This is a genomic window from Frateuria sp. Soil773 (genome assembly GCF_001428405.1).
Lineage (GTDB): Bacteria > Pseudomonadota > Gammaproteobacteria > Xanthomonadales > Rhodanobacteraceae > LMSL01.
Map to the genome: position 1 here is coordinate 443,568 of NZ_LMSL01000002.1, position 22,874 is coordinate 466,441.

General features: G+C 71.4%; 20 protein-coding genes. 9 read left to right on the top strand and 11 right to left on the bottom strand.

What is annotated here, in order from left to right:
* The first annotated feature begins 1 nt into the window (after position 1).
* The 9 genes from ASG87_RS01960 (at position 2) to ASG87_RS02000 (ending at position 10,455) form a co-directional block, all read left to right on the top strand.
* Complete coding sequence (locus tag ASG87_RS01960; RefSeq protein ID WP_055999953.1) at positions 2 to 1,132, top strand: glycosyltransferase family 2 protein; 1,131 nt, start codon at positions 2 to 4, stop codon at positions 1,130 to 1,132.
* Entirely contained in the window at positions 1,129 to 2,235 is a 1,107-nt protein-coding gene (locus ASG87_RS01965) for a polysaccharide deacetylase family protein (RefSeq protein ID WP_235499539.1), read from the top strand. The genes ASG87_RS01960 and ASG87_RS01965 overlap by 4 nt, the downstream gene beginning before the upstream one ends.
* Positions 2,223 to 3,497 (top strand): O-antigen ligase family protein, encoded by a 1,275-nt coding sequence (locus tag ASG87_RS01970; protein WP_055999956.1) that lies wholly within the window; start codon positions 2,223 to 2,225, stop codon positions 3,495 to 3,497. The genes ASG87_RS01965 and ASG87_RS01970 overlap by 13 nt, the downstream gene beginning before the upstream one ends.
* A gap of 52 nt (positions 3,498 to 3,549) precedes the next feature.
* Positions 3,550 to 4,896, top strand: coding sequence for a phenylacetate--CoA ligase family protein (locus ASG87_RS01975; protein ID WP_055999959.1), 1,347 nt, complete (start codon positions 3,550 to 3,552; stop codon positions 4,894 to 4,896).
* Positions 4,893 to 6,023: a glycosyltransferase gene (locus ASG87_RS01980; RefSeq protein WP_235499540.1), complete on the top strand. Its 1,131-nt coding sequence runs from the start codon at positions 4,893 to 4,895 to the stop codon at positions 6,021 to 6,023. The genes ASG87_RS01975 and ASG87_RS01980 overlap by 4 nt, the downstream gene beginning before the upstream one ends.
* Positions 6,020 to 7,192, top strand: a complete 1,173-nt coding sequence (locus tag ASG87_RS01985; RefSeq protein WP_055999962.1) for a glycosyltransferase — start codon at positions 6,020 to 6,022, stop codon at positions 7,190 to 7,192. Before ASG87_RS01980 ends, ASG87_RS01985 begins: the two co-directional genes overlap by 4 nt.
* A gap of 43 nt (positions 7,193 to 7,235) precedes the next feature.
* Positions 7,236 to 8,408, top strand: coding sequence for a glycosyltransferase family 4 protein (locus ASG87_RS01990; protein ID WP_055999965.1), 1,173 nt, complete (start codon positions 7,236 to 7,238; stop codon positions 8,406 to 8,408).
* Positions 8,405 to 9,595: a hypothetical protein gene (locus ASG87_RS01995; protein WP_055999968.1), complete on the top strand. Its 1,191-nt coding sequence runs from the start codon at positions 8,405 to 8,407 to the stop codon at positions 9,593 to 9,595. Before ASG87_RS01990 ends, ASG87_RS01995 begins: the two co-directional genes overlap by 4 nt.
* A gap of 65 nt (positions 9,596 to 9,660) precedes the next feature.
* The gene (locus ASG87_RS02000) at positions 9,661 to 10,455 is read left to right on the top strand and encodes a hypothetical protein (protein ID WP_055999971.1); all 795 of its coding nucleotides are present in this window, start codon (positions 9,661 to 9,663) and stop codon (positions 10,453 to 10,455) included.
* 24 nt (positions 10,456 to 10,479) lie between these two features.
* Here the strand turns inward: ASG87_RS02000 and ASG87_RS02005 are convergent, their stop codons facing one another.
* From ASG87_RS02005 to ASG87_RS20740, 11 genes are all read right to left on the bottom strand, one after another.
* Entirely contained in the window at positions 10,480 to 12,027 is a 1,548-nt protein-coding gene (locus tag ASG87_RS02005; protein WP_157510834.1) for an oligosaccharide flippase family protein, read from the bottom strand.
* Entirely contained in the window at positions 12,024 to 13,733 is a 1,710-nt protein-coding gene (locus ASG87_RS02010) for a hypothetical protein (protein WP_235499541.1), read from the bottom strand. The genes ASG87_RS02005 and ASG87_RS02010 overlap by 4 nt, the downstream gene beginning before the upstream one ends.
* 24 nt (positions 13,734 to 13,757) lie before the next feature.
* Complete coding sequence (gene galE / locus ASG87_RS02015) at positions 13,758 to 14,762, bottom strand: UDP-glucose 4-epimerase GalE (protein ID WP_055999975.1); 1,005 nt, start codon at positions 14,760 to 14,762, stop codon at positions 13,758 to 13,760.
* A complete protein-coding gene (locus tag ASG87_RS02020; protein ID WP_055999976.1) occupies positions 14,759 to 15,604 on the bottom strand; it encodes an alpha/beta hydrolase in 846 nt (281 codons plus the stop codon). Before ASG87_RS02020 ends, galE begins: the two co-directional genes overlap by 4 nt.
* A complete protein-coding gene (locus ASG87_RS02025) occupies positions 15,604 to 16,383 on the bottom strand; it encodes an alpha/beta fold hydrolase (RefSeq protein ID WP_162258292.1) in 780 nt (259 codons plus the stop codon). The genes ASG87_RS02020 and ASG87_RS02025 overlap by 1 nt, the downstream gene beginning before the upstream one ends.
* Positions 16,384 to 16,388: 5 nt before the next feature.
* Positions 16,389 to 17,687, bottom strand: a complete 1,299-nt coding sequence (locus ASG87_RS02030) for an outer membrane beta-barrel protein (RefSeq protein WP_055999982.1) — start codon at positions 17,685 to 17,687, stop codon at positions 16,389 to 16,391.
* A 61-nt stretch (positions 17,688 to 17,748) separates the two neighbouring features.
* Positions 17,749 to 18,522, bottom strand: a complete 774-nt coding sequence (locus ASG87_RS02035) for a polysaccharide biosynthesis protein (RefSeq protein WP_235499542.1) — start codon at positions 18,520 to 18,522, stop codon at positions 17,749 to 17,751.
* A 2-nt stretch (positions 18,523 to 18,524) separates the two neighbouring features.
* On the bottom strand, positions 18,525 to 20,069 hold the full coding sequence (locus ASG87_RS02040; RefSeq protein ID WP_056000278.1) for an XrtA system polysaccharide chain length determinant: 1,545 nt from the start codon (positions 20,067 to 20,069) through the stop codon (positions 18,525 to 18,527).
* A 28-nt stretch (positions 20,070 to 20,097) separates the two neighbouring features.
* Positions 20,098 to 20,721, bottom strand: coding sequence for an XrtA/PEP-CTERM system exopolysaccharide export protein (locus ASG87_RS02045; protein WP_082582683.1), 624 nt, complete (start codon positions 20,719 to 20,721; stop codon positions 20,098 to 20,100).
* A gap of 670 nt (positions 20,722 to 21,391) precedes the next feature.
* Positions 21,392 to 22,378 carry a transglutaminase family protein gene (locus tag ASG87_RS02050; protein ID WP_162258293.1) on the bottom strand — a complete coding sequence of 329 codons (987 nt, stop codon included), beginning with the start codon at positions 22,376 to 22,378 and terminating at the stop codon, positions 21,392 to 21,394.
* 47 nt (positions 22,379 to 22,425) lie between these two features.
* Entirely contained in the window at positions 22,426 to 22,857 is a 432-nt protein-coding gene (locus ASG87_RS20740; RefSeq protein ID WP_162258294.1) for a hypothetical protein, read from the bottom strand.
* Between the last annotated feature and the right edge of the window lie 17 nt (positions 22,858 to 22,874).

The following is a 22,874-nucleotide window of genomic DNA, read 5'->3' on the forward strand; positions in this document are numbered from 1 at the left end:
GATGACCACCCTGGCCCTCCTTGCCTGCTGGGGCTGCGTGCTGCTGCTGGCGCACGTCTTCGTCGGCTACCCGCTGTGCATGTGGCTGCTGGCGCGCGTCTGCCCGCGGCCGGTGCGCACGCAGGCGGCGACGCCGACGGTGACGGTGGTGATCGCCGCGCACGACGCCGCCGCGCACATCACCGCCAAGCTGCGCAACCTGCAACACCTGGACTACCCGCGCGAAAAGATCGAGATCGTGCTGGCCTGCGACGGCTGCCACGACGCCACCGCCGGGCTGGCCCGCCGCTTCGGCGACCCGCGCCTGCGCGTGCTCGAATTCACCGAGCGCCGCGGCAAGGCCGCCTGCCTCAACGGCGCCGTCGCCACCGCCCACGGCGACGTGCTGCTGTTCACCGACGTGCGCCAGAAGCTGTCGCCGACCGCGCTGCGCGCGCTGGTCGCCAACCTGGCCGATCCCGCGGTGGGCGCGGTCAGCGGCGAACTGCAACTGGAGAACGCGCGCACCGGCTTCGCCCAGGGCGTCGACGCGTACTGGCGCTACGAGAAGCTGATCCGCCGCGCCGAAAGCCGCTCCGGCTCCACCGTCGGCGTCACCGGCGCGCTGTACGCGATGCACCGCGCCCTGTTCCGGCCGCTGCCGCTGGGCACCGTGCTGGACGACGTGCTGGTCCCGATGCGGGTGGCCGCCGCCGGCCACCGGGTGGTGTTCGAGCCGCGCGCGGTGGCCTGGGACCAGCCCTCGCAGCAGCCGGCGCAGGAGCGCCAGCGCAAGATCCGCACGCTCGCCGGCAACTACCAGCTGGTGCAGCTCGCGCCCTGGCTGCTGTCGCCGTGGCGCAACCCGCTGTGGTTCCGCTTCGTCAGCCACAAGCTGCTGCGCCTGCTGGCGCCCTGGCTGCTGGTGCTGCTGGCGCTGTCCAGCGCGGCGCTGGGCGTGCACCGCCCGGCCTACCTCGCGCTGCTGTCGCTGCTGCTGCTCGGCGCGGCGCTGGTGCTGGCCGAGCGCGTGCGCCCGCGGATCGGGCGCTGGCTGCCGGTGCGGCTGGCGGTGGCCTTCTTCCACCTCAACCTTTTCGCCGCGCAGGCGCTGGTCGCCTTCGCCCGCAACAGGGGACTGCATCTATGGTGATCCGGACGCAAGACCGCGGCAGGGCCGCCGGCATCCGCGGCCAGTTGGGCGAGCTGTGCTACGGCAGCGGGTTGCTGCACTCGCTGCAGCGGATGCGCGCGTGGTGGCAGAAGGACCTGCGCATCCTCGCCTACCACCGGGTGATGCCGTTGCCCGACCCGCAGTCCTACGACTTCGACCTGGAGCTGATAAGCGCCTCGCCCGAGCGTTTCCGCGAACAGATGAAGCTGCTCAAGCAGCGCTTCCAGCCGATGCGCCTGACCGACGTGGCCGCCGCGCTGGAAGCCGGCGACGCCCTGCCGGCCGATGCGGTGGCGGTGACCTTCGACGACGGCTACGACGACAACTACCGGATCGCCTACCCGATCCTGCACGAGCTGGGCATCCCGGCCACCTTCTTCGTCTCCACCGGGCACATCGACAGCGGCCGCCCGTTCGCCTACGACTGGCTGGTGCACATGATCCTGCGCACCGGCGCGCCGCGCCTGGTGCTGCCCGAGCTGGGCCTGGACGTGCCGCTGCCGGCGGCGCGGGCCGAGCGCCGCGCGCTGGCCGGCAACGTGCTGCTGCAGATGAAGGACATCGACGCGCGCGCGCAGTCGGCGCTGATCGCGCGGCTGGAGCACGAGTGGCAGATGCCCGGCGACGCCGCGCCGCCCGAATGCCGCCCGATGACCTGGACGCAGTTGCGCGAGATGCGCGCCGCCGGCTTCGAGATCGGCTCGCACGGCGTGCACCACCGCATGCTCGCCAAGCTGCCGCCGGCGGAGATGGAGGAGGAGGTGCGCCAGTCGCGCGCCAGCCTGGAACGCGAGCTCGGCCCGATGCCGCTGCTGATGTCCTACCCGGTCGGCGGCGACCGCGCATTCGACGACCGCGTGATCGGGGCGACCATGGCCGCCGGCTTCCAACTCGCGGTCTGCTACATCTGCGGCACCAACCCGCAGCCGGCGGCGAACCGCTACGCGTTGCAGCGCCTGCCGGTCGAGCGCGGCATGGGGCCGGGCTGGTTCGCCGCGATGCTGACCCTGCCCAGCCTGATGAGCTACCCCACCGCCAGCCGCGCGAACGAGCCCGCACGGGTGCCCGCATGTTCCCGCTGATCCTGCTCTACCTGGTGCTGACCATCGTGCGGCCGCAGGACTACCTGCCGGGGCTGGCCGGCGTGCCGCTGCTGCCGGCGGTGCTGGGGCTGGCCTTCGCCTGCTGGCTCGGCGCCGGCGCCAGGCGCCTCGCGGCGCCGCAGTTCCTGATCCTGCCGGCGTTCCTGCTGGTGCTGATGCTGTCGCAGGCGACCAACGGCTGGACCGGCGGCGCGCTGGACCAGTTGGCGAAGTTCGGCCCGGCGGTGGCCGCCTTCTTCGTGCTGGCCGCCTGCTGCACCAGCGCGCGGCGCGTCGTCGTGACGATGGCGGTGTTCGTGCTGTGCTCGATGGTGCTGGCCGTGCACGGGGTCGAGCAGGCCAGGACCGGGATGGGCTGGACCGGCGTGCCGATCGGCGACGACGGGCGCATCCAGTACGTGGGCATCTTCAACGACCCCAACGACCTCGGCCTGCTGTTCGCCGCGACCGTGCCGATGGCGGTGTTCCTCGGCGCGCGCAGCCACGGCGCGGCGCGGCTGTTCTGGCGCGCCGGCGCGCTGCTGCTGCTCTACGGCACCTACCTGACCAATTCGCGCGGCGCCATGCTCGCCGTGCTGGTGGTCGCCGGCGTCTACGTCTGGCACCGGCGCGGCGCGCTCGCCGCCGGCACGCTCGGCGTGGCCGGGCTGGCCTGCATGAAGCTGCTGTCCTCGCGCATGCAGGAGCTGGACGCCGGCGAGGAGTCGGCGTCCGGGCGGGTGGACGCGTGGTACTCGGGCCTGCACATGTTCTCCTCGCACCCGCTGTTCGGCGTGGGCGCCGGCAACTTCACCGAGTACAACGAGCTGACCGCGCACAACTCGTTCGTGCTGGTGCTGGCCGAGACCGGCTTCGTCGGCTTCATGCTGTGGCTGGCCTTCGTCGGCTACAGCTTCTGGATGATGCTGGCGCTGCTGCGCCACGCCCCCGCGCCCGGTCCGGAACAGGCGCAGGAGAGCCCCCAGGCGGCCGCCTGGCGCGAGGACCGCGCGATCGCGCTGGCCCTGCTGCTGTCGCTGTGCGGGCTGTTCGCCGCGGCGTTCTTCCTCAGCCGCAGCTACATGATCGTGCTGTACCTGCTCACCGCGGTGGTGGCCGGCCACTACATCGGCGCGCAGCAGCGCCATCCCGCGCTGCCGTCCTTCCGGCTGTCGGCCGACTGGTGGCGCTGGGTGCCGGCGACGGTGGGCGGCATCGCCGGGCTGTACGTGCTGGTCGCCGTGCTGTTGCGCACCGAATGAACGCCCGCGCCGCCAAGCACTGCCGCCCGGCCACGGAACAGGGGGCCATGCCATGAACGGCTGGTACGAGACGCTTTTCCGCCGCGTGCTGTATCCGGCCTACGAGACCGGTCTGCGCCGGCGCCATACCCTGGATCATCTCGACTCCTACCAGCGGGACCAGTGGCTGGCGCCGGAGCAGATCGCCGCCCTGCAATGGCGACGGCTCAAGCGGCTGCTCGAACACTGCGAGCGCGAGGTGCCGTACTACCGCCGGCGCTGGCGCGAGTTGGGCATTGCCGCGGCGGACATCCGCAGCCTGGACGACTACGCCAGGCTGCCGCTGCTGACCAAGGCCGACATCCGCGGGCACTTCGACGAACTCACCGCCGACGCCTGGCGCGGCCGCCTGCCGACCAAGGCCACCGGCGGCTCCACCGGCGAGCCGCTGCGCTTCGGCTTCGACCGCGAGAGCAACGACCGCCGCACCGCGGTGATGTGGCGCGGCTACGGCTGGGCCGGCGCGCGGATGGGGCGGCGCACGCTGTTCCTCTGGGGCGGCGCGGTGGGCGAGCCGAGCCGGGCGCACCGGCTCAAGGACCGCCTGTACAACGCGGCCTTCGCGCGGCGCATGCTCGACAGCTTCCGCATGAGCGAGGCCAACATGGCCGCCTACGCCGACGCGATCGACCGCTACCGGCCGCAGGTGGTCGTCGGCTACGTCGGCCCGCTGGTGCGGCTGGCGCAATGGCTGCTCGCCACCGGCCGCCGGCCGTGGCGGCCGCAGGTGGTGATCGGCGCAGCCGAGGCGCTGCACGAGTTCCAGCGCGCGGCCATCGAGCAGGCCTTCGGCTGCCCCGCCTTCAACACCTACGGCTGCCGCGAGTTCATGCTGGTCGCCTCCGAGTGCGAGCATCGCCAGGGGCTGCACGTGAACGCCGACCACCTGCTGGTGGAACTGCGGCCGATGGCCGGCGCGCCGGGCGGCGAGGTGGTGGTCACCGACCTGTTCAACTACGGCATGCCGTTCGTGCGCTACGCCAACGGCGACATGGCGACGGCGGCCGACGGCGCCTGCGCCTGCGGCCGCGGACTGCCGCGGCTGGCGCGGGTCGACGGCCGCGTGCTCGACGCGATCCGCACGCCGGCCGGCCACCTGCTGCCCGGCGAGTTCTTCCCGCACATGCTCAAGGACGTGCCCGGGCTGGAACGCTTCCGGCTGGTGCAGCGCCGGCTCGACCGGCTCGAGCTGTCGATCGTGCGCGGCCGCGGCTTCGACGACACCTCGCTGGCCTATATCCGCCGCGAGGTGGACAAGGTGCTCGGCGGCAGCGTCGAGCTGCACTGCGACTTCGTCGACGACATCCCGCTGACCCGCAGCGGCAAGCAGCGCGTCACCGTGTGCGAGCTGGCGCCATGAACGCCGCTCCCCTGAACATCACCCACGTCGTCGAGAACCTCAACCGCGGCGGCCTCGAGCGGATGGTGCTGGAGCTGGTCAAGCTGCAGCAGCGGCAGGGCCACCGCTGCCGCGTCGTGTGCCTGTTCGAGCGCGGCGCGCTGGCGCACGAGCTGGAGGAGCTGGGCATCCCGGTCGGCGCCTGCGGCAAGCGGCAGGGGCTGGACCTGCGCGCGCTGGCGCGGGCGCGGCGGATGATCCGCGCGCACGCCACCGAGGTGCTGCACACCCACAACGCGGTGGCGCACTACCAGGCCGTGCTGGCGAGCTGCGGCCTGGGCATGCGGCAGGTCATCAACACCCGCCACGGCATGGGCGCCAACCCGCGCGCGGGGCGGCGCGAATGGCTGTACCGCCGCACGCTCGCCCGCACCGGCGCGGTGGTGGCGGTATGCGAGGCGGCGCGGCGCGACGCGGTCGCACGCGGCATGCTGCCGCCGGCGAAGACGCGCGTGGTGCCGAACGGCATCCGCGTGGAGGCGTCCGGCACCGCCTCCGCCGCGATGCGCGAACGCCTGCTGCAACTGCTGGCGCTGCCGGCCTCGGCCCGGCTGATCGGCAGCGTGGGCCGGCTCAACTGGGCCAAGGACCAGGCCGGCCTGATCCGCGCCTTCGGCCGCGTGCACGCGCGGCAGCCGCAGGCCGCGCTTGTGCTCATCGGCGACGGCGAGCTGCGCGCCGAGCTGGCCCGATGCGCGCGCGACGAAGGCGTGGACGGCAACGTGCATTTCCTCGGCGACCGCAACGACGTGCGCGAGCTGCTGCAGGGCCTGGACCTGTTCGCGCTGTCCTCGCTGAGCGAGGGCTACTCGATGGCCCTGCTGGAAGCCTGCGCGGCGGCGCTGCCGATCGTGGCGACCGACGTGGGCGGCAACGGCGAGATCGTGCGCGACGGCGACACCGGCCGGCTGGTGCCGCCGCGCGATCCCGCCGCGCTGGCCGACGCGCTGCTGGCTCTGCTGCGCGAACCGGCGCGCGCGCAGGCGATGGGGCGGTCGGCGCGCGCCTGGGTCGAGCGGCACGGCTCGCTCGAAGCGATGGCGCGGCGCTACGACCGCCTCTACCGGGACCCGGCGGAGCAGCCATGAAGATCCTGGTCCTCACCAACCTGTTCCCGACCCCGTGGGACCCGCTGCGCGGCGCCTTCAACCGCCAGCAGTTCGAGCGGCTGGGCCTGCGCCACGAGGTGGACGTGCTGGCCGCGGTGGATTTCCGCGAGCGGCTGGGCGGCGTGCGCGGCGAGGTCCGGCTGGACCACCTGCGCGCCGACCACTTCGTGTTCGTGTACCCGCCGGGGATCGGCCGCTCGCTGCACGCCGCGTGCTGGCTGCTGTCGCTGCTGTGGAAGCACGGCCGCCGCCTGCGCGCGGCGCGCTACGACTGCCTGCTGGCGAGCTGGGCCTATCCCGATGCGGTCGCCGCCGGCTGGCTGGCGCGCTGGCTGGGCATTCCCTACGTGGTGAAGGTGCACGGCAACGACCTCAACGTGCAGGCCGGCCACGCCCTGCGCCGGCCGCAGATCCGCGCCAGCCTGCGCGGCGCCGGCGCGGTGGTGGCGGTGAGCCGCGCGCTGGCCGACAAGGCGGTGGCGCTCGGCACGCCCGCCGCGCGCGTGCACGTGGTCTACAACGGCGTGGACAACGCCCTGTTCGCGCCCGGCCGGCGCAGCGCGGCGCGCGCGCGGCTGGGCCTCGCCGAAGCCTCGCCGCTGCTGCTGTACGTGGGCAACCTGAAACCGGGCAAGGGCTGCCTCGACCTGCTCGAGGCGTTTCCCGCGGTGCTGGCGGTGCGGCCGCGGGCGCGGCTGGTCTACGTGGGCGCCGGCCCGGCGCGCGGCGCCCTGCTCGAACGCGCCGCCGCGCTCGGCTGCGCCGACCGCGTGCAGTTGGCCGGCGCGGTGCCGCACGCCGCGCTCGGCGACTGGTTCGGCGCGGCCGACCTGGTCAGCCTGCCCAGCCACAACGAAGGCGTGCCGAACGTGCTGCTGGAGGCGATGTCCTGCGGCACGCCGGTGGTCGCCAGCCGGGTCGGCGGGATTCCCGAGGTGGTGCCCGACTACGCCGGCATCCTGGTGCCGCCGCACGCCACCGGCGCGCTGTCGGTGGCCCTGCTCGAAGCCACCGGCCGGGCCTGGGACAGCGCCCGCATCGCCGCGCACGCGGGCGGCTTCCGCTGGGACGACAACATCGGCCGGCTCGAACGGATCCTGGCCGACGTGGCCGCCGCGGCGGCCGAACCTTCGAGGGCCACCGCATGACGCGCATGCCATACCGACCGTCCATCGCACACGGGAGCGCGGCATGAGGGTGCTCTACCACCACCGCACGCGCGGCCGGCAGGTCGAGGGCGTGCACATCCGCGGCATCGTGCATGCGCTGCGCGAGCTTGGCCACGAGGTGCGCGTGATGTCGTTCCCCGGCGCCGACCCGGAGCGCGAACCGGCCGCGCCCGGCCAGGCCGCCGCGGGCAGCCGGCTGGCCGGCCTGCTCGCGCGCCTGCCCGGCGTGCTGTTCGAGGCGTTCGAGCTGGGCTACAACCTGCTCACCCTGCTGCGCGTGGGCGCGGCGATCCGCCGCTGGCGGCCGCAGCTCATCTACGAGCGCTATTCGCTGTTCCTGTTCGCCACGGTATGGCTGGCGCGCCGGCACGGCATCCCGCTGGTGCTGGAGATCAACGACTCGGCCCTGGTCGAGCGGGTGCGTCCGCTGCACCTGAAGCGGCTGGCGCGGCGCATCGAGGGCTGGTGCCTGCGCCGCTGCACCGGCCTGGTGTTCATCTCCGGCCACTTCCGCGACCAGGCCCGCGACGCCTACGGCCAGATCGCGCCGTCGGTGGTTTCGCCGAACGCGGCCGACCTGGTGCAGTTCGACCCGGCCCGCTTCGACCGTGCCCGCCTGCGCGCCGAACGCGGCCTGGACGGCCGGGTGGTGTGCGGGCACGTCGGCGCGTTCGCGCACTGGCACGGCGTGGACGGCTTCGTCGAGGCGATCGCCGCCCGGCTCGAAACGGCGCCGCAACTGGCCCTGGTCTTCATCGGCGACGGCCGCACGCTGCCGGCGGTGCGCGCCCTGGTGGCCGAGCGCGGCCTCGCCGACCGCGTGCTGCTGCCCGGCCGCGTTCCGCACGGCGAGATCGCCGGCTGGATCGCCTGCATGGACTACGCGGTGCTGCCCAACTCCAACGCCTACGGTTCGCCGATGAAGCTGTTCGAGCTGATGGCGATGGGCGTGGCGGTGGTCGCGCCGGACTACGCGCCGGTCGCCGAGGTGATCGGCGACGGCCGTACCGGCTGGCTGTTCCCGCGCGGGCGCACCGACGCCTGCGTGCAACGCGTGCTCGACCTGGTGGCGCAGGCGGACGAGCGCCGTCGCGTCGGCGGCGCGGCGCGCGACTACATCGTGCGCGAGCGCCAGTGGCGCAACAACGCGCAGCAGCTGCTGACCCTGGTGCCCGCGCGCGGAGCGGTCCGATGAGCGCGCTGCTGCTGGTTCCCCTGGCGATGCTGGCGCTAGCGGCGCTGCTGCTGGCCCGCGCGGTCCGCGCGCGCAACATGCACCTGTGGCTGGGCGGCTACCTGCGCCGGCGCCGGCCGCGCCCGCCCGCCGGGCCGGTGCACGTGATGTTCTGCTTCGTCGACCATTTCGAGCCGGCCTGGGGCAAGGTCGACCTGGCCACCCAGCGCGCGCGCGTGGACCGCTGGTGCCGCGACTACCGCGCGCTCGCCGCCGCGCACCGCGACGCCGACGGCCGCCCGCCGCAGCACAGCTTCTTCTACCCCGAGGAGGAGTACCTCGAGGAGCACCTCGACAAGCTCGCCGCGCTGTGCGCCGAGGGCTACGGCGAGATCGAGATCCACCTGCACCACGACAACGACACCGAGGAAAACTTCCGCGCCACCATCGCCCGCTTCAACGCGCTGCTGCACGAGCGCCACGGCGCGCTGCCGCGCGACCCGCGCACCGGCCGGTTGCGCTTCGGCTTCATCCACGGCAACTGGTGCCTTGACAATTCGCGCGCCGACGGCCGCTGGTGCGGCCTCAACAACGAACTGGTCCTGCTGCGCGAGCTGGGCTGCTACGCCGACTTCACCCTGCCCTCGGCGCCGAGCGACACGCAGACGCGCACGATCAACGCGATCTACTACGCCACCGACGACCCGCTGCGGCCCAAGTCGCACGACACCGGCGTGCCGGTGCGCGTCGGCGGCCGGGACCGCGGCGACCTGATGATCGTGCAGGGGCCGCTCGGGCTGAACTGGCGCGAGCGGCGCTTCGGCATCGTGCCGCGCATCGAGAACGCCGACGTGCGCCGTGCCTGCCCGCCCACCCCGGCGCGCGTGGATGCCTGGGTGCGCACCGGCATCCACGTCGAGGGGCGGCCCGAGTGGGTGTTCGTCAAGGTGCATACCCACGGCACCCAGGAGCGCGACATGGACACCCTGCTCGGCAGGGCCGCGCATGCGATGCACGAGCACCTCGAACGCGCCTACAACGACGGCGCGCGCTACGTGCTGCACTACGTCACCGCGCGCGAGACCTACAACATCATCAAGGCGGCCGAGGCCGGCCGCACCGGCGACCCGAACGACTACCGCGACTACGCGCTGCCGCCGCCCGGCGCGGTCGCGGCGCCGGCCCGGCAAGCGGGCGCGCAGCCATGAACGCATCCTCCTTCCACCCGGCCGCCGCGGCGCATGGCCGCCGGCCGCCCCCGCCGGAGCCCGCCATGCAGGCCGATACCGAAGCCGCCCCGCGCCCCGCGCGCCCGAACGACGAAGCCCCCGGCCTGCTCGGCCGGCTGCGGCAGTGGGCGGCGCTCGTCGCCGAGGCGCGCCGGCTGCCCCGGCTCGCCATCGACCTGCAATGCGCGCTCACCGCCGGCAACGACCCGTTCTTCGAGCGCATCGTGCGCGAGTTCCACCGCGAGGCGACGCGGCGGCACCGCAAGTTCCCGCTGGTGCGGCAGTACGAGTACGGCTTCTGCGTGTGCCCGCTGCCGGCGCGCTTCGACGACTACTTCCGCGCGATCGAGGGCGCCGCGCGGCGCAACTACAAGAAGTCGCTGCGGCTGGGCTACGTCTTCGGCCGGCTCGACTACAACGCCCATGCCGACGAGGTGCTCGACATCCTCGGCTCGGCGCACGTGCGCCAGGGCCGGCCGATGCCGGCCAGGCTGCTCAGCCGCCAGGACAACAGCATCAGCGACCCGCCGTCGCGCTCGAACCGGCACGACTACCCGCACTTCGGCGTGTTCCGCGACGGCAGGCTGTACGCCTACGCCAGTTGCCTGGTCGCCGGCGAGCTGTGCGCGATCCAGACCATCTACGGCCACGCCGACCACCAGGACGACGGCATCGTGCCGATGCTGATCGTCGGCCTGGCCGAGCAGCTGGGGAAGGACTACCCGCACGTCAGATACTATGCGTACGGCAGCTACTACGGCGCCACCGCGACGCTGCAGCGGTTCAAGCGCAAGTTCGGCTTCATGCCGCACATCGTCCGCTGGAACCTGGGCGACTGACGGACGCGCACCGCGCGTCGCCGTTCACGGCGCGAGCTTGACCGGCGCGCCCTGCAGCATGCCGAGCACGCGCATCAGCGTGCGGCCGGGCGGGCCGAGGCGGTCGCCTATCGCGCTCATCAGGCGGTAGTCGTCCTCGCTCCAGTAGCGCACCAGGAAGCTGGCCGGCAGGAACACCGCGACGAACGCCAGGCCGCCCGCGACGAAGCCGAAGCGGCCGGGCGTCAGGTCGACGGCCAGCCACGCGACGGCCGTGGCCGCCGCCGCCACGCCCAGCAGGCGCGCCATCGCGGCCACCGGCAGGCCGCCGGAAGTGACGCGCCGCAGGTACATCACCGCCAGCCCCAGCTCGGCGAGCCGCGTGCCGGCATAGGTCAGCACCGCGCCGGCCAGCCCGAAGGGCGGGATCAGCGCGATGCCGAGCGCGGCATTGACCAGCAGCGCCATCACCGAGATGCGCACGCGATCGTCCTGCCGGTCCACCACGATCTGGAAGGCGGCGATGCTGTTGCCGATCAGCAGCAGCCCCGACAGCACCAGGGTGGCCTCGATCGCCGGGATCGCCAGCACGTACTTCTGGCCGTACATCAGGGTGACGATGCCGGGCGTGGTGACCAGGCCGACGCCGGCGATGACCAGGCCCGCCGCCCAGTAGAAGCGGGTGGCGTCGCCCAGCAGGCGGGCCGCCTGGGCCTGGCCGCTCTCGCCGAACGACTTGGCCATGTACGGCAGCAGCGTCGCGGTGAGCCCCACCGAGAACAAGTCGACCGCGCCGCGGGTCAGCGTGGCGGCGATGGCGAAGAAGCCCACCGCGGTGGAGCTGGCGAAGGTGTTGAGCAGGAACACCTCGATCATGCTCGCCTTGAGCGAGATCAGCAGCACCAGCACCGCCGTCAGCCGCAGGTGGCGCGACAGCCGGCGCCCGACCTCCGCGGGGATGGGGCCGGGCGCGAGCGGCCGGCAGTAGCGGCGGAAGGCCAGCCGGTTGATCAGGTTCATGACCAGGCAGGCCACCGCGAACAGCGCGATGAAGTCGATCACCGGCGCATGCGCCAGCGTGGCCGCGCCGATCAGGCCGATCCCGATCACGCCCGACAGCACGGTGGACAGCGACGCCGGCTCGAAACGCTCCTGCCCCTTCTCGATCGCCACCAGCATGAAGTAGTTGGCCTTGGCCGCCACCGCGATCACCACGTACGCCGTCACCGGCCACAGGAACTCCCGCCACTCGTCGGGCCGCACGATGGCCGTGGCCGCCACGAACAGCGCCACCACCAGCAGCGTGCTCAGGTGCTGGTAGCGGCTGAGCCGGTGCGCGATGTGCGCGGCCAGTGCCGGCGAACCGGCGCCGTCGGCCTCGGCGATGAACTTGGTCGAGGAGGTGGTCAGCGCGTGGTTGCTGCAGGTGATCAGCCAACTGCACAGCCACAGCGTGAAGGCATAGCGGCCGAAGTCGGCCGGTCCCAGCGTGCGCGCGATCCAGATGCTCACCACCAGCCCGAGCGCGTACTCGATATAGGTGGCCGCCGAGACCAGGGTGATGCTGCGCAGCACGGCCATCCGGCGGTTCATGGCGAGGCCTTCGGCGTGGACGGCGCGGCCAGGCCGCTGCCCGCCGGCTGCCGGATCAGCCAAGCCACCACGCCGCTGCCGCGGTTGTTCCAGTTGAAGCGGCGCAAGGTGTCGGCATCGACGGCGCAGGCCTTGTTGTAGGAATGGGCGATCGCGGCGAGCCGCCGGTCCAGCGCCTTGACCTGCTGCGGATCGCGCTCGAAGTAGCGCGCCGCGGCCACCGGCAGCGCCAGTTCCACCGTGTGGGCGTCGCTGTACCAGCCTTCCGATTCCTGGATCGCGTCGAGCGCCGCCTGGCTGGCGTGCGCCGACGACCAGTACCAGGCGATCTGCCCGTCGTCGCCCGAGCACGGGTTGCGCCAGCCGTGCGGGTTGAGCATCTGCCCGGGACGGATCCAGCCGTAGCGCTCCATGTAGCGGCCGAAGCCGGTGATCATCGGCGGGATGCGCGGATCGTGCGTCACCAGCCACGCATGCCACAGGCCGTCGACGATGTTCTCGCTCATCCACGGCGAGCTGCCGCGCACCTCGCGCGCCGGGTCCCAGTCGGCGCCCTCGTGCATCAGCCAGCTGTTGCGCCACGAGCCGTCGTCGCCGAGCCCGTCGGGATTGTTGCGCTGGTGCTGGTCGAGCCAGCCGATGCGATCGCGGACGCGCTGCAGGTAGCGCCTGTCGCCGGTCAGCTCGTAGGCGCTGACGGTTTCCAGCAGGCCGAGCCCGGCGAAACGCTCGGTGAATTCCTGGCGCGGGTCGCGGTACGGGCCCGGCGGCGCGTTCCAGCCGCCGTTCGCCCAAAGCGTCATCATCTTGTCCACCGTCGCGGCGTCGTGCGCATCGTCGTCGCCGGTCAGCGCCAGCGCCAGCAGGATCGGTTCCACGTAGAGGTACTTCAGGTCGCAGGGCTTGCCGTTGTAGGTCCAGCCGCCGGCGCATTCCGGGCTCATCGGCACGCCGTCGCGGCGGATGTACTTCATGTAGAAGCGATAGCTGAGCTCGGCCGCCTGCAGGTAGTCGAAGCGGCCCGTGCGGACGTAGGCCTTGAACAGCGTGGACGGACGGTCGAACAGCCACGCGGTCGGATCGTCGATCGGCAGCTTGCGCGCCCACTCGAACTGGGTGGACACGAAGCCGGCCTGCGCCTCGCCGGCGGCCGCCGGTTGCTGCGGTCCGGCGACGAGCGAGGCGCACAGCCAGGAAGGCGTCAGCGTCGCCAGCACCGCCGGCACCCGCACGCCGTGCCCGCCGTCGACCAGGCCGTCGCGGTACGGCCAGCCGGCCAGTTCCTGCCGGCGCGGCTGGCCGAGCGCGAAATAGAAGACCGGCGGCTTGCCGGCCGGCCGGGTGCGGAACTGGACGCGCACCGCGCGCACGCTGCCGTCCTTCGCATACCAGCGCAAGGTCGGCTGCACCGCCGCCGGCACCTCGGTGCCGGACGCGTCGAGGATGCGCAGCAGCCGCGGATCGCGCAGCATGCCCGGCGGAAACGGGATGCCGACGGACACCTGCGCCGTGCCGTCGCCGCCGGCGTTGCGATGCAGCTCGATGCGCTGCTCCGGGCGCAGCGCCGCTGCGTCGCGGTCCGTGCCGATGGCGGGCAATGCGGCCAGCGCCAACGCCGCCAAGGCGAGGGCGCGCACCGCGATGCTTCCGGCCGTGCGCCGCAACGCGGCGATCCGGCGGCGCGCCATGCCATGCGGCCACGCCATGCGATTGGGCATGCCGCCGCCCATTCACGCCACCGAGGTCAGCGGCGCGGCCTGCCGCGCCAGTTGCAGCTCCCACAGCAGGGCAGTGCGCACGATGAAGTCCAGGTTGTCGTAGCGCGGCTGCCAGCCCAGGCGCTGCTGCAGGCGCTCGCTGCGCGCGATCAGCATCGGCGTGTCGCCGGCGCGGCGCGGCAGCTCGACCACCGTCAGCGGCCGGCCGCTGACGCGCTCCACCGCGTCGACCACCTGGCGCACGCTGTAGCCGTGGCCGTAGCCGCAGTTGAGGGTGAGCGACTCGCCGCCGCCGCGCAGGTGGTCCAGCGCCTGCAGGTGCGCCGACGCCAGGTCCTCGACGTGGATGTAGTCGCGGATGCCGGTGCCGTCCGGCGTGTCGTAGTCGGTGCCGTAGATCGACAGGCTGGCGCGCTTGCCCACCGCGTGCTCGCAGGCCACCTTGATAAGCAGCGTGGCGTGCGGCGTGGAATGGCCGATGCGCCCCTGCGGGTCGCAGCCGGCGACGTTGAAGTAGCGCAGGATCACGTGCCGCATCGCGCCGGCGGCGCAGACGTCGCGCAGCATGGTCTCGGACATCAGCTTGGAGGCGCCGTACGGGTTGGCCGGCCGGGTCGGCGTGTCCTCGTCGGCGACGCCGCCCGCCGCCGCGCCGTAGACCGCGGCGGTGGAGGAGAAGATGAAGTGCCCCACGCCGGCCGCGCTGCAGCAGACGAGCAGGTTCTCGGTGTTGCAGGTGTTGTTGCCGTAGTACTTCAGCGGGTCGCTCACCGACTCGGGCACCACGGTATGCGCGGCGAAGTGCAGCACCGCGCCGATGCGGCGTTCGGCCAGCACGCGCGCGACCAGCCCGCCGTCGCCGACGTTGCCCACCACCAGCTCGGCGCCGCGCACCGCCTCGCGGAAGCCGGTGCTCAGGTTGTCGATCACCACCACGCGCTCGCCGCGCGCGACCAGTTGCTGGACCACGTGGCTGCCGATGTAGCCGGCGCCGCCGGTGACGAGGACTTCGTTCATGGTGAATGGCCCGTGCCGGGTATCGGGAAATTGAGCGTGAGCCAGCGCTCGATGCTGTCGAGCAGGCGCTGGCGGTCGCCGGCGAGGACGTAGGTGTGGTCGGCCTCGCGGTCGAAGGCGGTGCAGATGCCGGGGCGCTCGACCAGCCGCCCGAAGCACTCGCGGAACTGGCTGGCGTGGTTGAAGTAGCGATTGATGCCGCCGCTGTAGATCAGGCACAGCCTGAGGCCGCGGTCGAGCATGCCGGCGAGGTCGGCGCGCACCACCGGCCGCGGCAGCCGCTCCACCGCGAACACCGGCTCGCCGCGCGCCGCGGCGACCTGCCGGCGGCGCGCGAGGAGGCGCCACCAGCGGCGCGGATCGACCAGCTTCGGCAGGGTGTGGCGCAGGTGGAAGCCAGCCGTGCGGTAGGCGTAGCCGTCGAGGAACACCGCGCCGGCCACCTTCGCATCGGTGCAGGCCACCGTATGCGCGTTCTGCGCGCCGGAGCACAGCCCCACCAGCACGAAGCGGCTGCAGCCGGCCTGCCGCTGCAGCAGGTCCATCGCGTCGCCGGCATCGGCGCACACCTGCGCGGTGCGCGTGCGCGATTCGCCGCTGGCGCCGCTGTCGCCCACGGTGGAGAGGTCGAAGCGCAGCGTCGGATAGCCGCAGGCATTGAGCCGGCGGGTCAGTTCCACGTGCAGGCGGAACGGCCCGATCCGGTGCACCAGCCCGGCGTTCAGAACGATCACGCCGACCGGCTCCAACGCCTCCGGCACGTTCGCCGGCCGCCTGTCCGGCATGCCGGCGATGCCGACCAGGTGATGCGCGCGCCCGAAGCGGAAAGCCTGCTCGCGCATCACGCCGGCTCCCGCAGGTGGTTGGCGACGGCCTGGATCAGCGGGCGCGACAGGATCGCCTGCTCCAGCCGGGCCAGGTCGTCCCACGGCGTCGCCGAAAGGGTCCGCACGCGCTCCGCGCCGAGGCCGAGGCGATCCCACGGGCGCGGCGCGGCGGGGCCCAGCGAATCGAGCAGCAGGGCCGGCACCGGGACCGGTGCCGGCCGCAGCCCGGCGAGCTGCCGGCGCAGCCGGTCGCTCACGGCGAAGCCCGTCCACTGTCCGGCGGCGGCGGCTGGCGGGCGCGGCGCGCCGAAGCGCTTCGGGTCCACCCGCAGTTCGTCCTGCAAGGCGTCGAGCCGGGCGATGTACGCGTCGCCGTCGAGCACCGGGTCCCACAGCACCAGCCCCGCGAAGTGGGCCGGCGATGCGGCCTCCAGCGCGATGCTGCCGCCCAGGCGCGCGCCGAACGCAACCACCTGCGCCACCGAGCTGCGCCGGCGCAGCTCGGCGGCGGCGGCCTGGGTGTCGGCGATGCAGCGCAGCCAGTCCACCTCGGCGCTGGCGCCGGCCGAATCGCCGCAGCCGTAGTAGTCGAAGCGCAGCACGGCCATGCCCTCGGCGGCCAGCGCGTGGGCCAGTTGGCGGTAGATCCGGTGGCAGCGGATCTGCTCCTGGCCGAGCGGCGCGCACAGCAGCACCGCCTTGCCGGCGCGGCCGCCGGGCGCGTGGTACAGGCCGAACAGCTCTCCGCCTTCGCCGAAGTACAGCGGCCGCTCGGCTTCCAGTGGCGTCGCCATCAGGGTCATCGCCGGTACGCCACGCCGAAGAAGATCTCGGTCTCGCGGTAGCTCTGCTCCGCCGCGTTGCTGTTGCGCCGCTGCCGGATCACCGAGGCGTGCCAGCTCCAGTGCGGGGTCCACTGCTGGCTCAGGTCGAGGCCGAGGCGGATGGTGCGGTCGCGGCGGTCGAGCCGGCTGTAGTCCATCCGCTCGCCGTTGGCGAAGGCCGATAGGGTGAGCGTGGGCCGCAGCCGGTAGGCCAGGCCCATGCCGACGCCGCGGCTGGTCTGGTCGAGCGTGCGGTCGTTGAGGTAGTGCAGCTTGCCGTAAATCGGCGTCACCGACAGGGTCAGGCGCTCGTCGTGGAAGGCGTACGTGGCCTCCACCCGGCGGTCCAGGTAGACCTGGGCGTTGATCACCGCGTTGCCGGTGCCGATCGCGCCGCCGCTGGCGCTGCTGACGGCCATGTCCAGCGGCTGCATCAGGTCCTGCGCGGCGTCGGAATACTGGTAGACGCCGGCCAGGGTGAACGTGCTGCGCAGCGTCGGCCGCCAGTCCAGGGTCAGCCGCGCCAGCGGCTTGGACTGGTCCGGCGCGTGCGAGAAATCCAGCCGCGACCAGCCCAGCAGCACGTCGGCGTCGAACCGCGCCAGCTTGCTGGTGTAGCGCAGGTAGGCTTCGGTGCGGTCGAAATCGAGGTCGGCGTGGTTGTCGAAGCGCACGCGCTGCGCCTCGACGTTGAACGAAAGCTGCGCGGTCGGGCCGAGCGCCCGGTACACCCGGAACGCGGCCAGCCCGCGCGAGGAATCGAACTCGTCCACCTTCGACGCGTAGCTGTCGATGTAGCGCAGCTCGGCCTGCGCGGTGAGGGCGTTGCCGAAGCGCAGGTGCAAGGTCGGCCCGAGCGACAGCACATTGGTCTGCTGCAGGTTGTTCGGCCCGTTGCTCACCAGCGTGTCGATCGGCTGCACGCCGGCGTAGTCCTCCACGCTGAAGTCCAGCCGCTGCGGCAGCACCGTCCAGTTGCCCTGGCCGGCGAGCTGGGTGCGCGTCTGGTTGTCGAAGCGGCCGCCGAGGTAGTCGCGGTATTCCAGGTTGCCGACCACGCTGGCCTGCAGCACCGAGCCCTGCTGGCGGTAGGCGAAGCCGATGCCCGGCGTGAGCACGTTCTGGCTGACCGGGTTGTTCGGGCTCAGGGTGATGTTGTTGCTGTGCTCGAGGTCGGCATACACGGTGTAGTCGAGCTGCGCCGCGCACAGCACGCCCGGCGCGACGGCGAGCGCGAACGCCACGGCGCGAGCGAGCGTGATGGATGCCGGCATGTTCCCTCCGCCTGGATGGGTCATGGTTGAACCGCTGTCGAAATCGATGCCTGACGCCGCTTCAGGCCGCCTTGTTGAACACCACGCCGGCCAGCTTGTCCGGCTCGAAGTTGGCGACGGCCTGGCTGATCGCCGCCGGCGTGTCGCGCCCGTAGCCGGCCACCACCACCACGAAATCGGCCAGGTCCGAGAGGATGCGGGCGTCCGGCGAGCCCTTGATCGCCGGCCCGTCGAGGAACAGGTAGCGGTCCGGGTAGCGGCAGCGCAGCGAGTCGAGCACGGTGCGCATGCGCGACGAGGAGAAGTACTCGCCGCCGTTCTCGCGCGCGCGGCCGGCCGGGATCAGGCGCAGGCGCGGGATGCCGGTGTGGTACAGGATCGGCTCGATGCCCAGCGCCGGGTGCTCGAGCAGGTCGATCAGGCCGCCCTTGGCCGGGTCCACGCCCAGCGCCTTCTGCTGGTTGGGGTAGCGCAGGTTGCAGTCGATCAGCAGGCTGGTCTTGGCCTCGTCGAAGGCGAATGCCGCCGCCAGGTTGCGCGCGACGAAGCTGCCGCCCGAGCGCGGGCTCACCGGCACCACCAGGGTCACGAAGTTCTGCTGGCCGGCGAGCCCGAGCAGGCGCGTGCGGATCTCGCGGAACGCGTCGGACTGCCGGCGCACCGAATCCTCGCGGTGGATCAGCCGCCGCTGCTCGAGCTGCAGCGGCACCAGCGCGCCGCGCTCGTGCATACGCGCGATCGAATGGCCCGCGTGCGGGCCGAACCCGTTCGCCGCCGCCTCCAGCACGTCGCTGACGCGCTCGGACAATGCCCTCGTACCGTCATGGTTCTTCATGGTCATCCCTTCAGCCTGAGCCAGAACAGGGTCAGATAGACCGCGGCCACGCCCGCGACGATGAGCACCAGCAGGAGGTTGCTCAGGTGCTCGTGGCGGCGGTCGCGCGGCGTGGGGTAGAACGGGATCGTCGCCAGCACCGCCATGCCGGTGGCGCGCTCCAGTTGCCGCACCGAGCGCACGCGCGGGTCGAAGCGCGCGATGGCGAACAGCAGGCCCAGCGGAATCGCCAGGGACAGGCCGATGCCGGCCAGCCCGAAGTGCATGAAGCGCAGGCCGGTCGGGGTCAGCGGCATCAGCGCGGGGTTCTGGATCAGGAAGGTGAGCCCGCGCTGCTCGGCGTCCAGGTTCATCGACACGCGCGCGTTCTCGCGGCGCTTGAGCAGGTCCTGGTAGACGTCGCGGTTCACGGTGTAGTCGCGGGTCAGCTCGGAGGTCACGTTCTCCGAGTTGGCGATGCGCTTGCTGCGCTCCAGCTCCGACTGCAGCATCGACTCGCTCGCCCCCATCCGCGCCGCGGTCGCGGCGATGTCGCCGCGCGCGGCGGCGAGCTGGGTGCGCAACTGCTGGTAGAGCGGGTTCATCTGCACGCCGCTGTCCAGCACGCCGGGCACGCCGGCCAGCGCGGCGCCCTGCCGGCGCTGCGCCGACTGCGCGAGCTGCTGGCGCAGGTCCTGCATCTGGTGGCGGATGCGGATCACGTCGGGGTATTCGTCGGTGTAGGTCAGCAGCAGCTTGTCGAGCTGGCCCTGCAGTTCGGCGAGCTGGGTCTGGTAGATGCCCTGGGTGGTCTGCACCGCGTTGACCTCGGATTCGCCGGACAACTGCGCCTCCAGCGAGGCCGCCTGCGAGCGCTTCTCCATCAGGTCCATCCGGGTGTTCTCGATCTGCGTGCGCAACTGCCCGATCCGCGCGTTGGTGTCGGTCTCGCTGCCGGGGCGCGCGTCGGCGTTGGCTTCGCGGTAGCGCTTGAGCTTGTCCTCGGCGTCGGTCAGCTTCTGCCGGTAGGCCTCCACCTGGCTGTCGATGAACTCGTACGCCTCGCGGCTCTCGCGCTGCTTGGAGGCCAGGCTTTCGCTGATGAACAACTGGGCGAAGCGGCGGGCGACCGCGAAGGCGCGCTTCGGGTCGGAGTCGAAATAGCGGATCGTGATCAGGTTGTCGCGCGTGAACTGGACCTGGGTGCGCCCCTTGATGCCTTCGATCAGCCGGTCCTGCTCGACCGGGGTCGGGTGCGTGGCCATCCAGCCGCCGCTGGCGAGGATCTCGTCCATCACCTTGCGGCTGAAGATCACGTCGCGCGCGATGCCGGCGCGGTTCTTGTTCCCGGTCGGCGAGGCGACCCCCTCCATCAGCGGCGTGATGATGCTGCTCTCCTGCGCCAGGATGGTGGTGGACGCCTCGTATTTCTTCGGCCACAGCAGGCCGACGCCCAGCGCGGCCAGCGCGATCGCCGCGAACGCCAGCGCCAGCGCCAGCCGGTGGCGCTTCGCTTCGCTCGCCAGCACCGGCAGCATGTCGCCGAAAGGCACGAGTTCCCCGCTCATCATTCTTCTCCCCTCGCCGCTGCCGGCGTCAGAACGTGCGCTGCGGCACCGTGATCACGTCGCCCGGCTGCACCGGGTAGTTGTTCGCCAGGTCGCCCTGCTGGAGGATCTTCTCCAGCCGCACCGCGTACGACGCGGTGGTGCCGCCGTCGCCCTTGCGGTACAGCTCGGTGCGGTCGGGCGCGGCGAATTCGGTGGTGCCGCCGGCGGCCAGCACCGCGTCGAGCACGGTCATGCCCTGCCGGTAGGGGATCGAGATCGGGCTGCGCACGGCGCCGGTCACCCGCACGCGGGACAGGTATTCGTGGCTGCGCAGGGCGGTGAGGATCACCGCCACCTGCGGATCGCGCACGAACGACTGCAGCCGGCCCTTGATCTCGGTGGAGACCTCCTCGGGCGTCTTGCCGCCGGCCACCACGTCGCCGATCAGCGGCACGGTGATCCGGCCGTCCGGCCGCACCGGCACGCTCACGCTGAGGTCCGGGTTGTGCCACACGGTGATCTGCAACTGGTCGTCCACGCCGATGCGGTAGGTGCCCACCGCCTGCGCATCGGCGCTGATCGCCGGCGGCGCGCCCGTCCCGCCGCCGGTGGCGCACGCGGCCAGCAACAGGGCAAGGCAGGTCGCGGGAAGGCGGGCTAGGATCTTCATGGGAGTCCCCTGACTGCGGCGAAATAATGTGATGCAAATCACAATACTCCCGTCATGAAGACTCTTGACAAATCCATTCGTTCTATGACTTAAGGCATCTATACCCCGCCCGCCCAGGCCGCTTTGCGCGGCGCCCGCGCGACGCCGCTACGGCGTAGGCGGTATCGCCCGGAAACCCCCTCGCAACAGACCTGCCCGTTCGAGACGAGGCAGCATGGAAGGATCGAGGCACCAGAACCGGCATCGCGCGATGCCGCACGTACCAGACCCAAGGCCGCGCCCAGCCGCGAAAGCAGGATCGCCGGAATGGCCTGCGCGAAGCGCCCCCGGATGCGGAGGCCGAACGACACACGCCCCGGCGGGACACCGGGAACGGCCGTCCATGGCCGCCCCCGGCGCCACGACCACGCAGGCCCGATCGGCAGGGCCCGCCGACGCCAGCGCCGCCTACGTCAGGACCGGCTCATCGCCGAAGATCCCTGGCCCGGTTAGCGGATTCCGGTCACCGCTGATCAGGCATCCGGTTTGGTTGTGCATACTGCCGGTGTTGAGCAACAGGCCGGTTCTGCGCAGGTAGGCCAGCTTGGCGAGAGGGTAAGACGCGGGATAGGAGACTCCAGGAGGAAGTGCTCGCTTCATGCGCATTTGGACCGCGACCGGTCCAAGAGAGTCATTTGCCGTGTTCGGACCTGTAGCGATCCACGCGCTCCAAATACTCCTTGTCGCCGGCCTGCGTGGGCGGAGCCCATCCCATCGCCCTCACCCTGTTCATGACCCGCGTATTGGCGCCGTAGAGAGCATTAAAATCCGCGCGCTGCATCGGCGGCAACGCCTCGGGGGTCAGGTGGTGAGTCAGGTAGCGATGGGTCAAAGTCAGGAAATAGGCATTCGCCTCATTTACGTATCCCGCCGCATTCTTCGGGTCGATCCGCTGCGCTAGCTTCGCCAGGCCGAGCAGATAGCCGGGCGGCCGCGTGTGCGCGTAGATGCCTTCCAGCGGTTCGAGCATCGCCGCGACGGTTTCCTGTGGCGTGGTGGTCCGCAGGTAGATCCCGCTTTGGATCGATAGCGGCGTGACATGCAGTTCGTTAATGTACTTGGAGTCGGGCGGCGAACCGGGATTGGTGGCCTCGATATTGAACCATCGTCCGTTGGCATCTTGGAGACGCGCAAATTCGTGCTGTGGTGCTTGGCTCAGAGTCATATTCAGGCCGAGCTTCTGGCCCAAGATGATCAGTAGTGTGGGCATCGACACGCAGTTGCCCTTACGTGTGCGCAGATACGTCGACACCAGCTTGTTCTGATATTTCGCGCCGAGCGGATCGTCCAGGTCATAGGAGAACGGGCGGTTGTTGTTCCACGGCCCGGGCGTGTAGATCACCTGCCCCAGTGCCGTCATCACCTCGGTGGGAGGTGCGCCCTTCGACACTCGCGCCCGGACCAGATTGGCCCAGCTGTCCAGTTCCGCGTTAAAGGCCGTCGCGTCGAAGGAGGATTTGACCGCACGCTCAATGGCGGTCTGCACTTTTGCGTAGTCCACGCCATCCTGCGCGTTCGCCAATTGCTCCAAGACTTGGATGTTTGGATCGTTGGGGCTCGGAACGGTACCGGGCGTCTGAGTCCAGCCCCAAGGACTGGCCGCCATGAAGGCGATCACCCCCCAATGCATCGTACGATGCGCCCTTCTTTCGCGAGCATGGATTGTCATCGGGATTGCGAGGACAGTTGTTTTCGGAACCAAGCGACGTGGTCGACGTAGAACAAACCGCGTGGACTGGTTTCCGACGCCCCGATGTAGGTGCCGATGACTTCGGCATCGAATACCCGGAGAGACAAATCCATGACATCCCCCGTCAGTGCCCGGTCAAACTGAGCTGCCTTCGAGGTTGGCGGAAGATGATCGGCAAATCGAAACGCAATCGCCGTCCTTGGCGGACAATTCGGGGCCACAAAGACGGCTTCATCCCTCGGCCCCATGAGTGCCCTAGCCTTGATGCGAACTTCACCCATAGGCGGGGAATGACGACTGGCATAGAGCTGGCAAACCGTCATAGCTTGGGTCCCAAAGCTATTGGTAACTTGAAAAGCCCTGTAGGGTTGTGCCCAGATCCCCGGCGCCAACCAGAACGCCGCCACACCCAACCTCCTCGCAC

Bases quoted from the DNA above. Each gene is read 5' to 3' on its own strand.
- ASG87_RS02005 (WP_157510834.1), bottom strand. From the start codon at position 12,027: ATGAACCGCCGGATGGCCGTGCTGCGCAGCATCACCCTGGTCTCGGCG.
- ASG87_RS02040 (WP_056000278.1), bottom strand. From the start codon at position 20,069: ATGAGCGGGGAACTCGTGCCTTTCGGCGACATGCTGCCGGTGCTGGCG.
- ASG87_RS01980 (WP_235499540.1), top strand. From the start codon at position 4,893: ATGAACGCCGCTCCCCTGAACATCACCCACGTCGTCGAGAACCTCAAC.
- ASG87_RS02010 (WP_235499541.1), bottom strand. From the start codon at position 13,733: ATGGCGTGGCCGCATGGCATGGCGCGCCGCCGGATCGCCGCGTTGCGG.
- ASG87_RS01990 (WP_055999965.1), top strand. From the start codon at position 7,236: ATGAGGGTGCTCTACCACCACCGCACGCGCGGCCGGCAGGTCGAGGGC.
- ASG87_RS01975 (WP_055999959.1), top strand. From the start codon at position 3,550: ATGAACGGCTGGTACGAGACGCTTTTCCGCCGCGTGCTGTATCCGGCC.
- ASG87_RS02045 (WP_082582683.1), bottom strand. From the start codon at position 20,721: ATGAAGATCCTAGCCCGCCTTCCCGCGACCTGCCTTGCCCTGTTGCTG.
- galE (WP_055999975.1), bottom strand. From the start codon at position 14,762: ATGAACGAAGTCCTCGTCACCGGCGGCGCCGGCTACATCGGCAGCCAC.
- ASG87_RS02000 (WP_055999971.1), top strand. From the start codon at position 9,661: ATGCAGGCCGATACCGAAGCCGCCCCGCGCCCCGCGCGCCCGAACGAC.
- ASG87_RS02030 (WP_055999982.1), bottom strand. From the start codon at position 17,687: ATGCCGGCATCCATCACGCTCGCTCGCGCCGTGGCGTTCGCGCTCGCC.
- ASG87_RS01960 (WP_055999953.1), top strand. From the start codon at position 2: ATGACCACCCTGGCCCTCCTTGCCTGCTGGGGCTGCGTGCTGCTGCTG.
- ASG87_RS01970 (WP_055999956.1), top strand. From the start codon at position 2,223: ATGTTCCCGCTGATCCTGCTCTACCTGGTGCTGACCATCGTGCGGCCG.
- ASG87_RS01995 (WP_055999968.1), top strand. From the start codon at position 8,405: ATGAGCGCGCTGCTGCTGGTTCCCCTGGCGATGCTGGCGCTAGCGGCG.
- ASG87_RS01985 (WP_055999962.1), top strand. From the start codon at position 6,020: ATGAAGATCCTGGTCCTCACCAACCTGTTCCCGACCCCGTGGGACCCG.
- ASG87_RS02025 (WP_162258292.1), bottom strand. From the start codon at position 16,383: ATGGCGACGCCACTGGAAGCCGAGCGGCCGCTGTACTTCGGCGAAGGC.
- ASG87_RS02035 (WP_235499542.1), bottom strand. From the start codon at position 18,522: ATGAAGAACCATGACGGTACGAGGGCATTGTCCGAGCGCGTCAGCGAC.
- ASG87_RS02020 (WP_055999976.1), bottom strand. From the start codon at position 15,604: ATGCGCGAGCAGGCTTTCCGCTTCGGGCGCGCGCATCACCTGGTCGGC.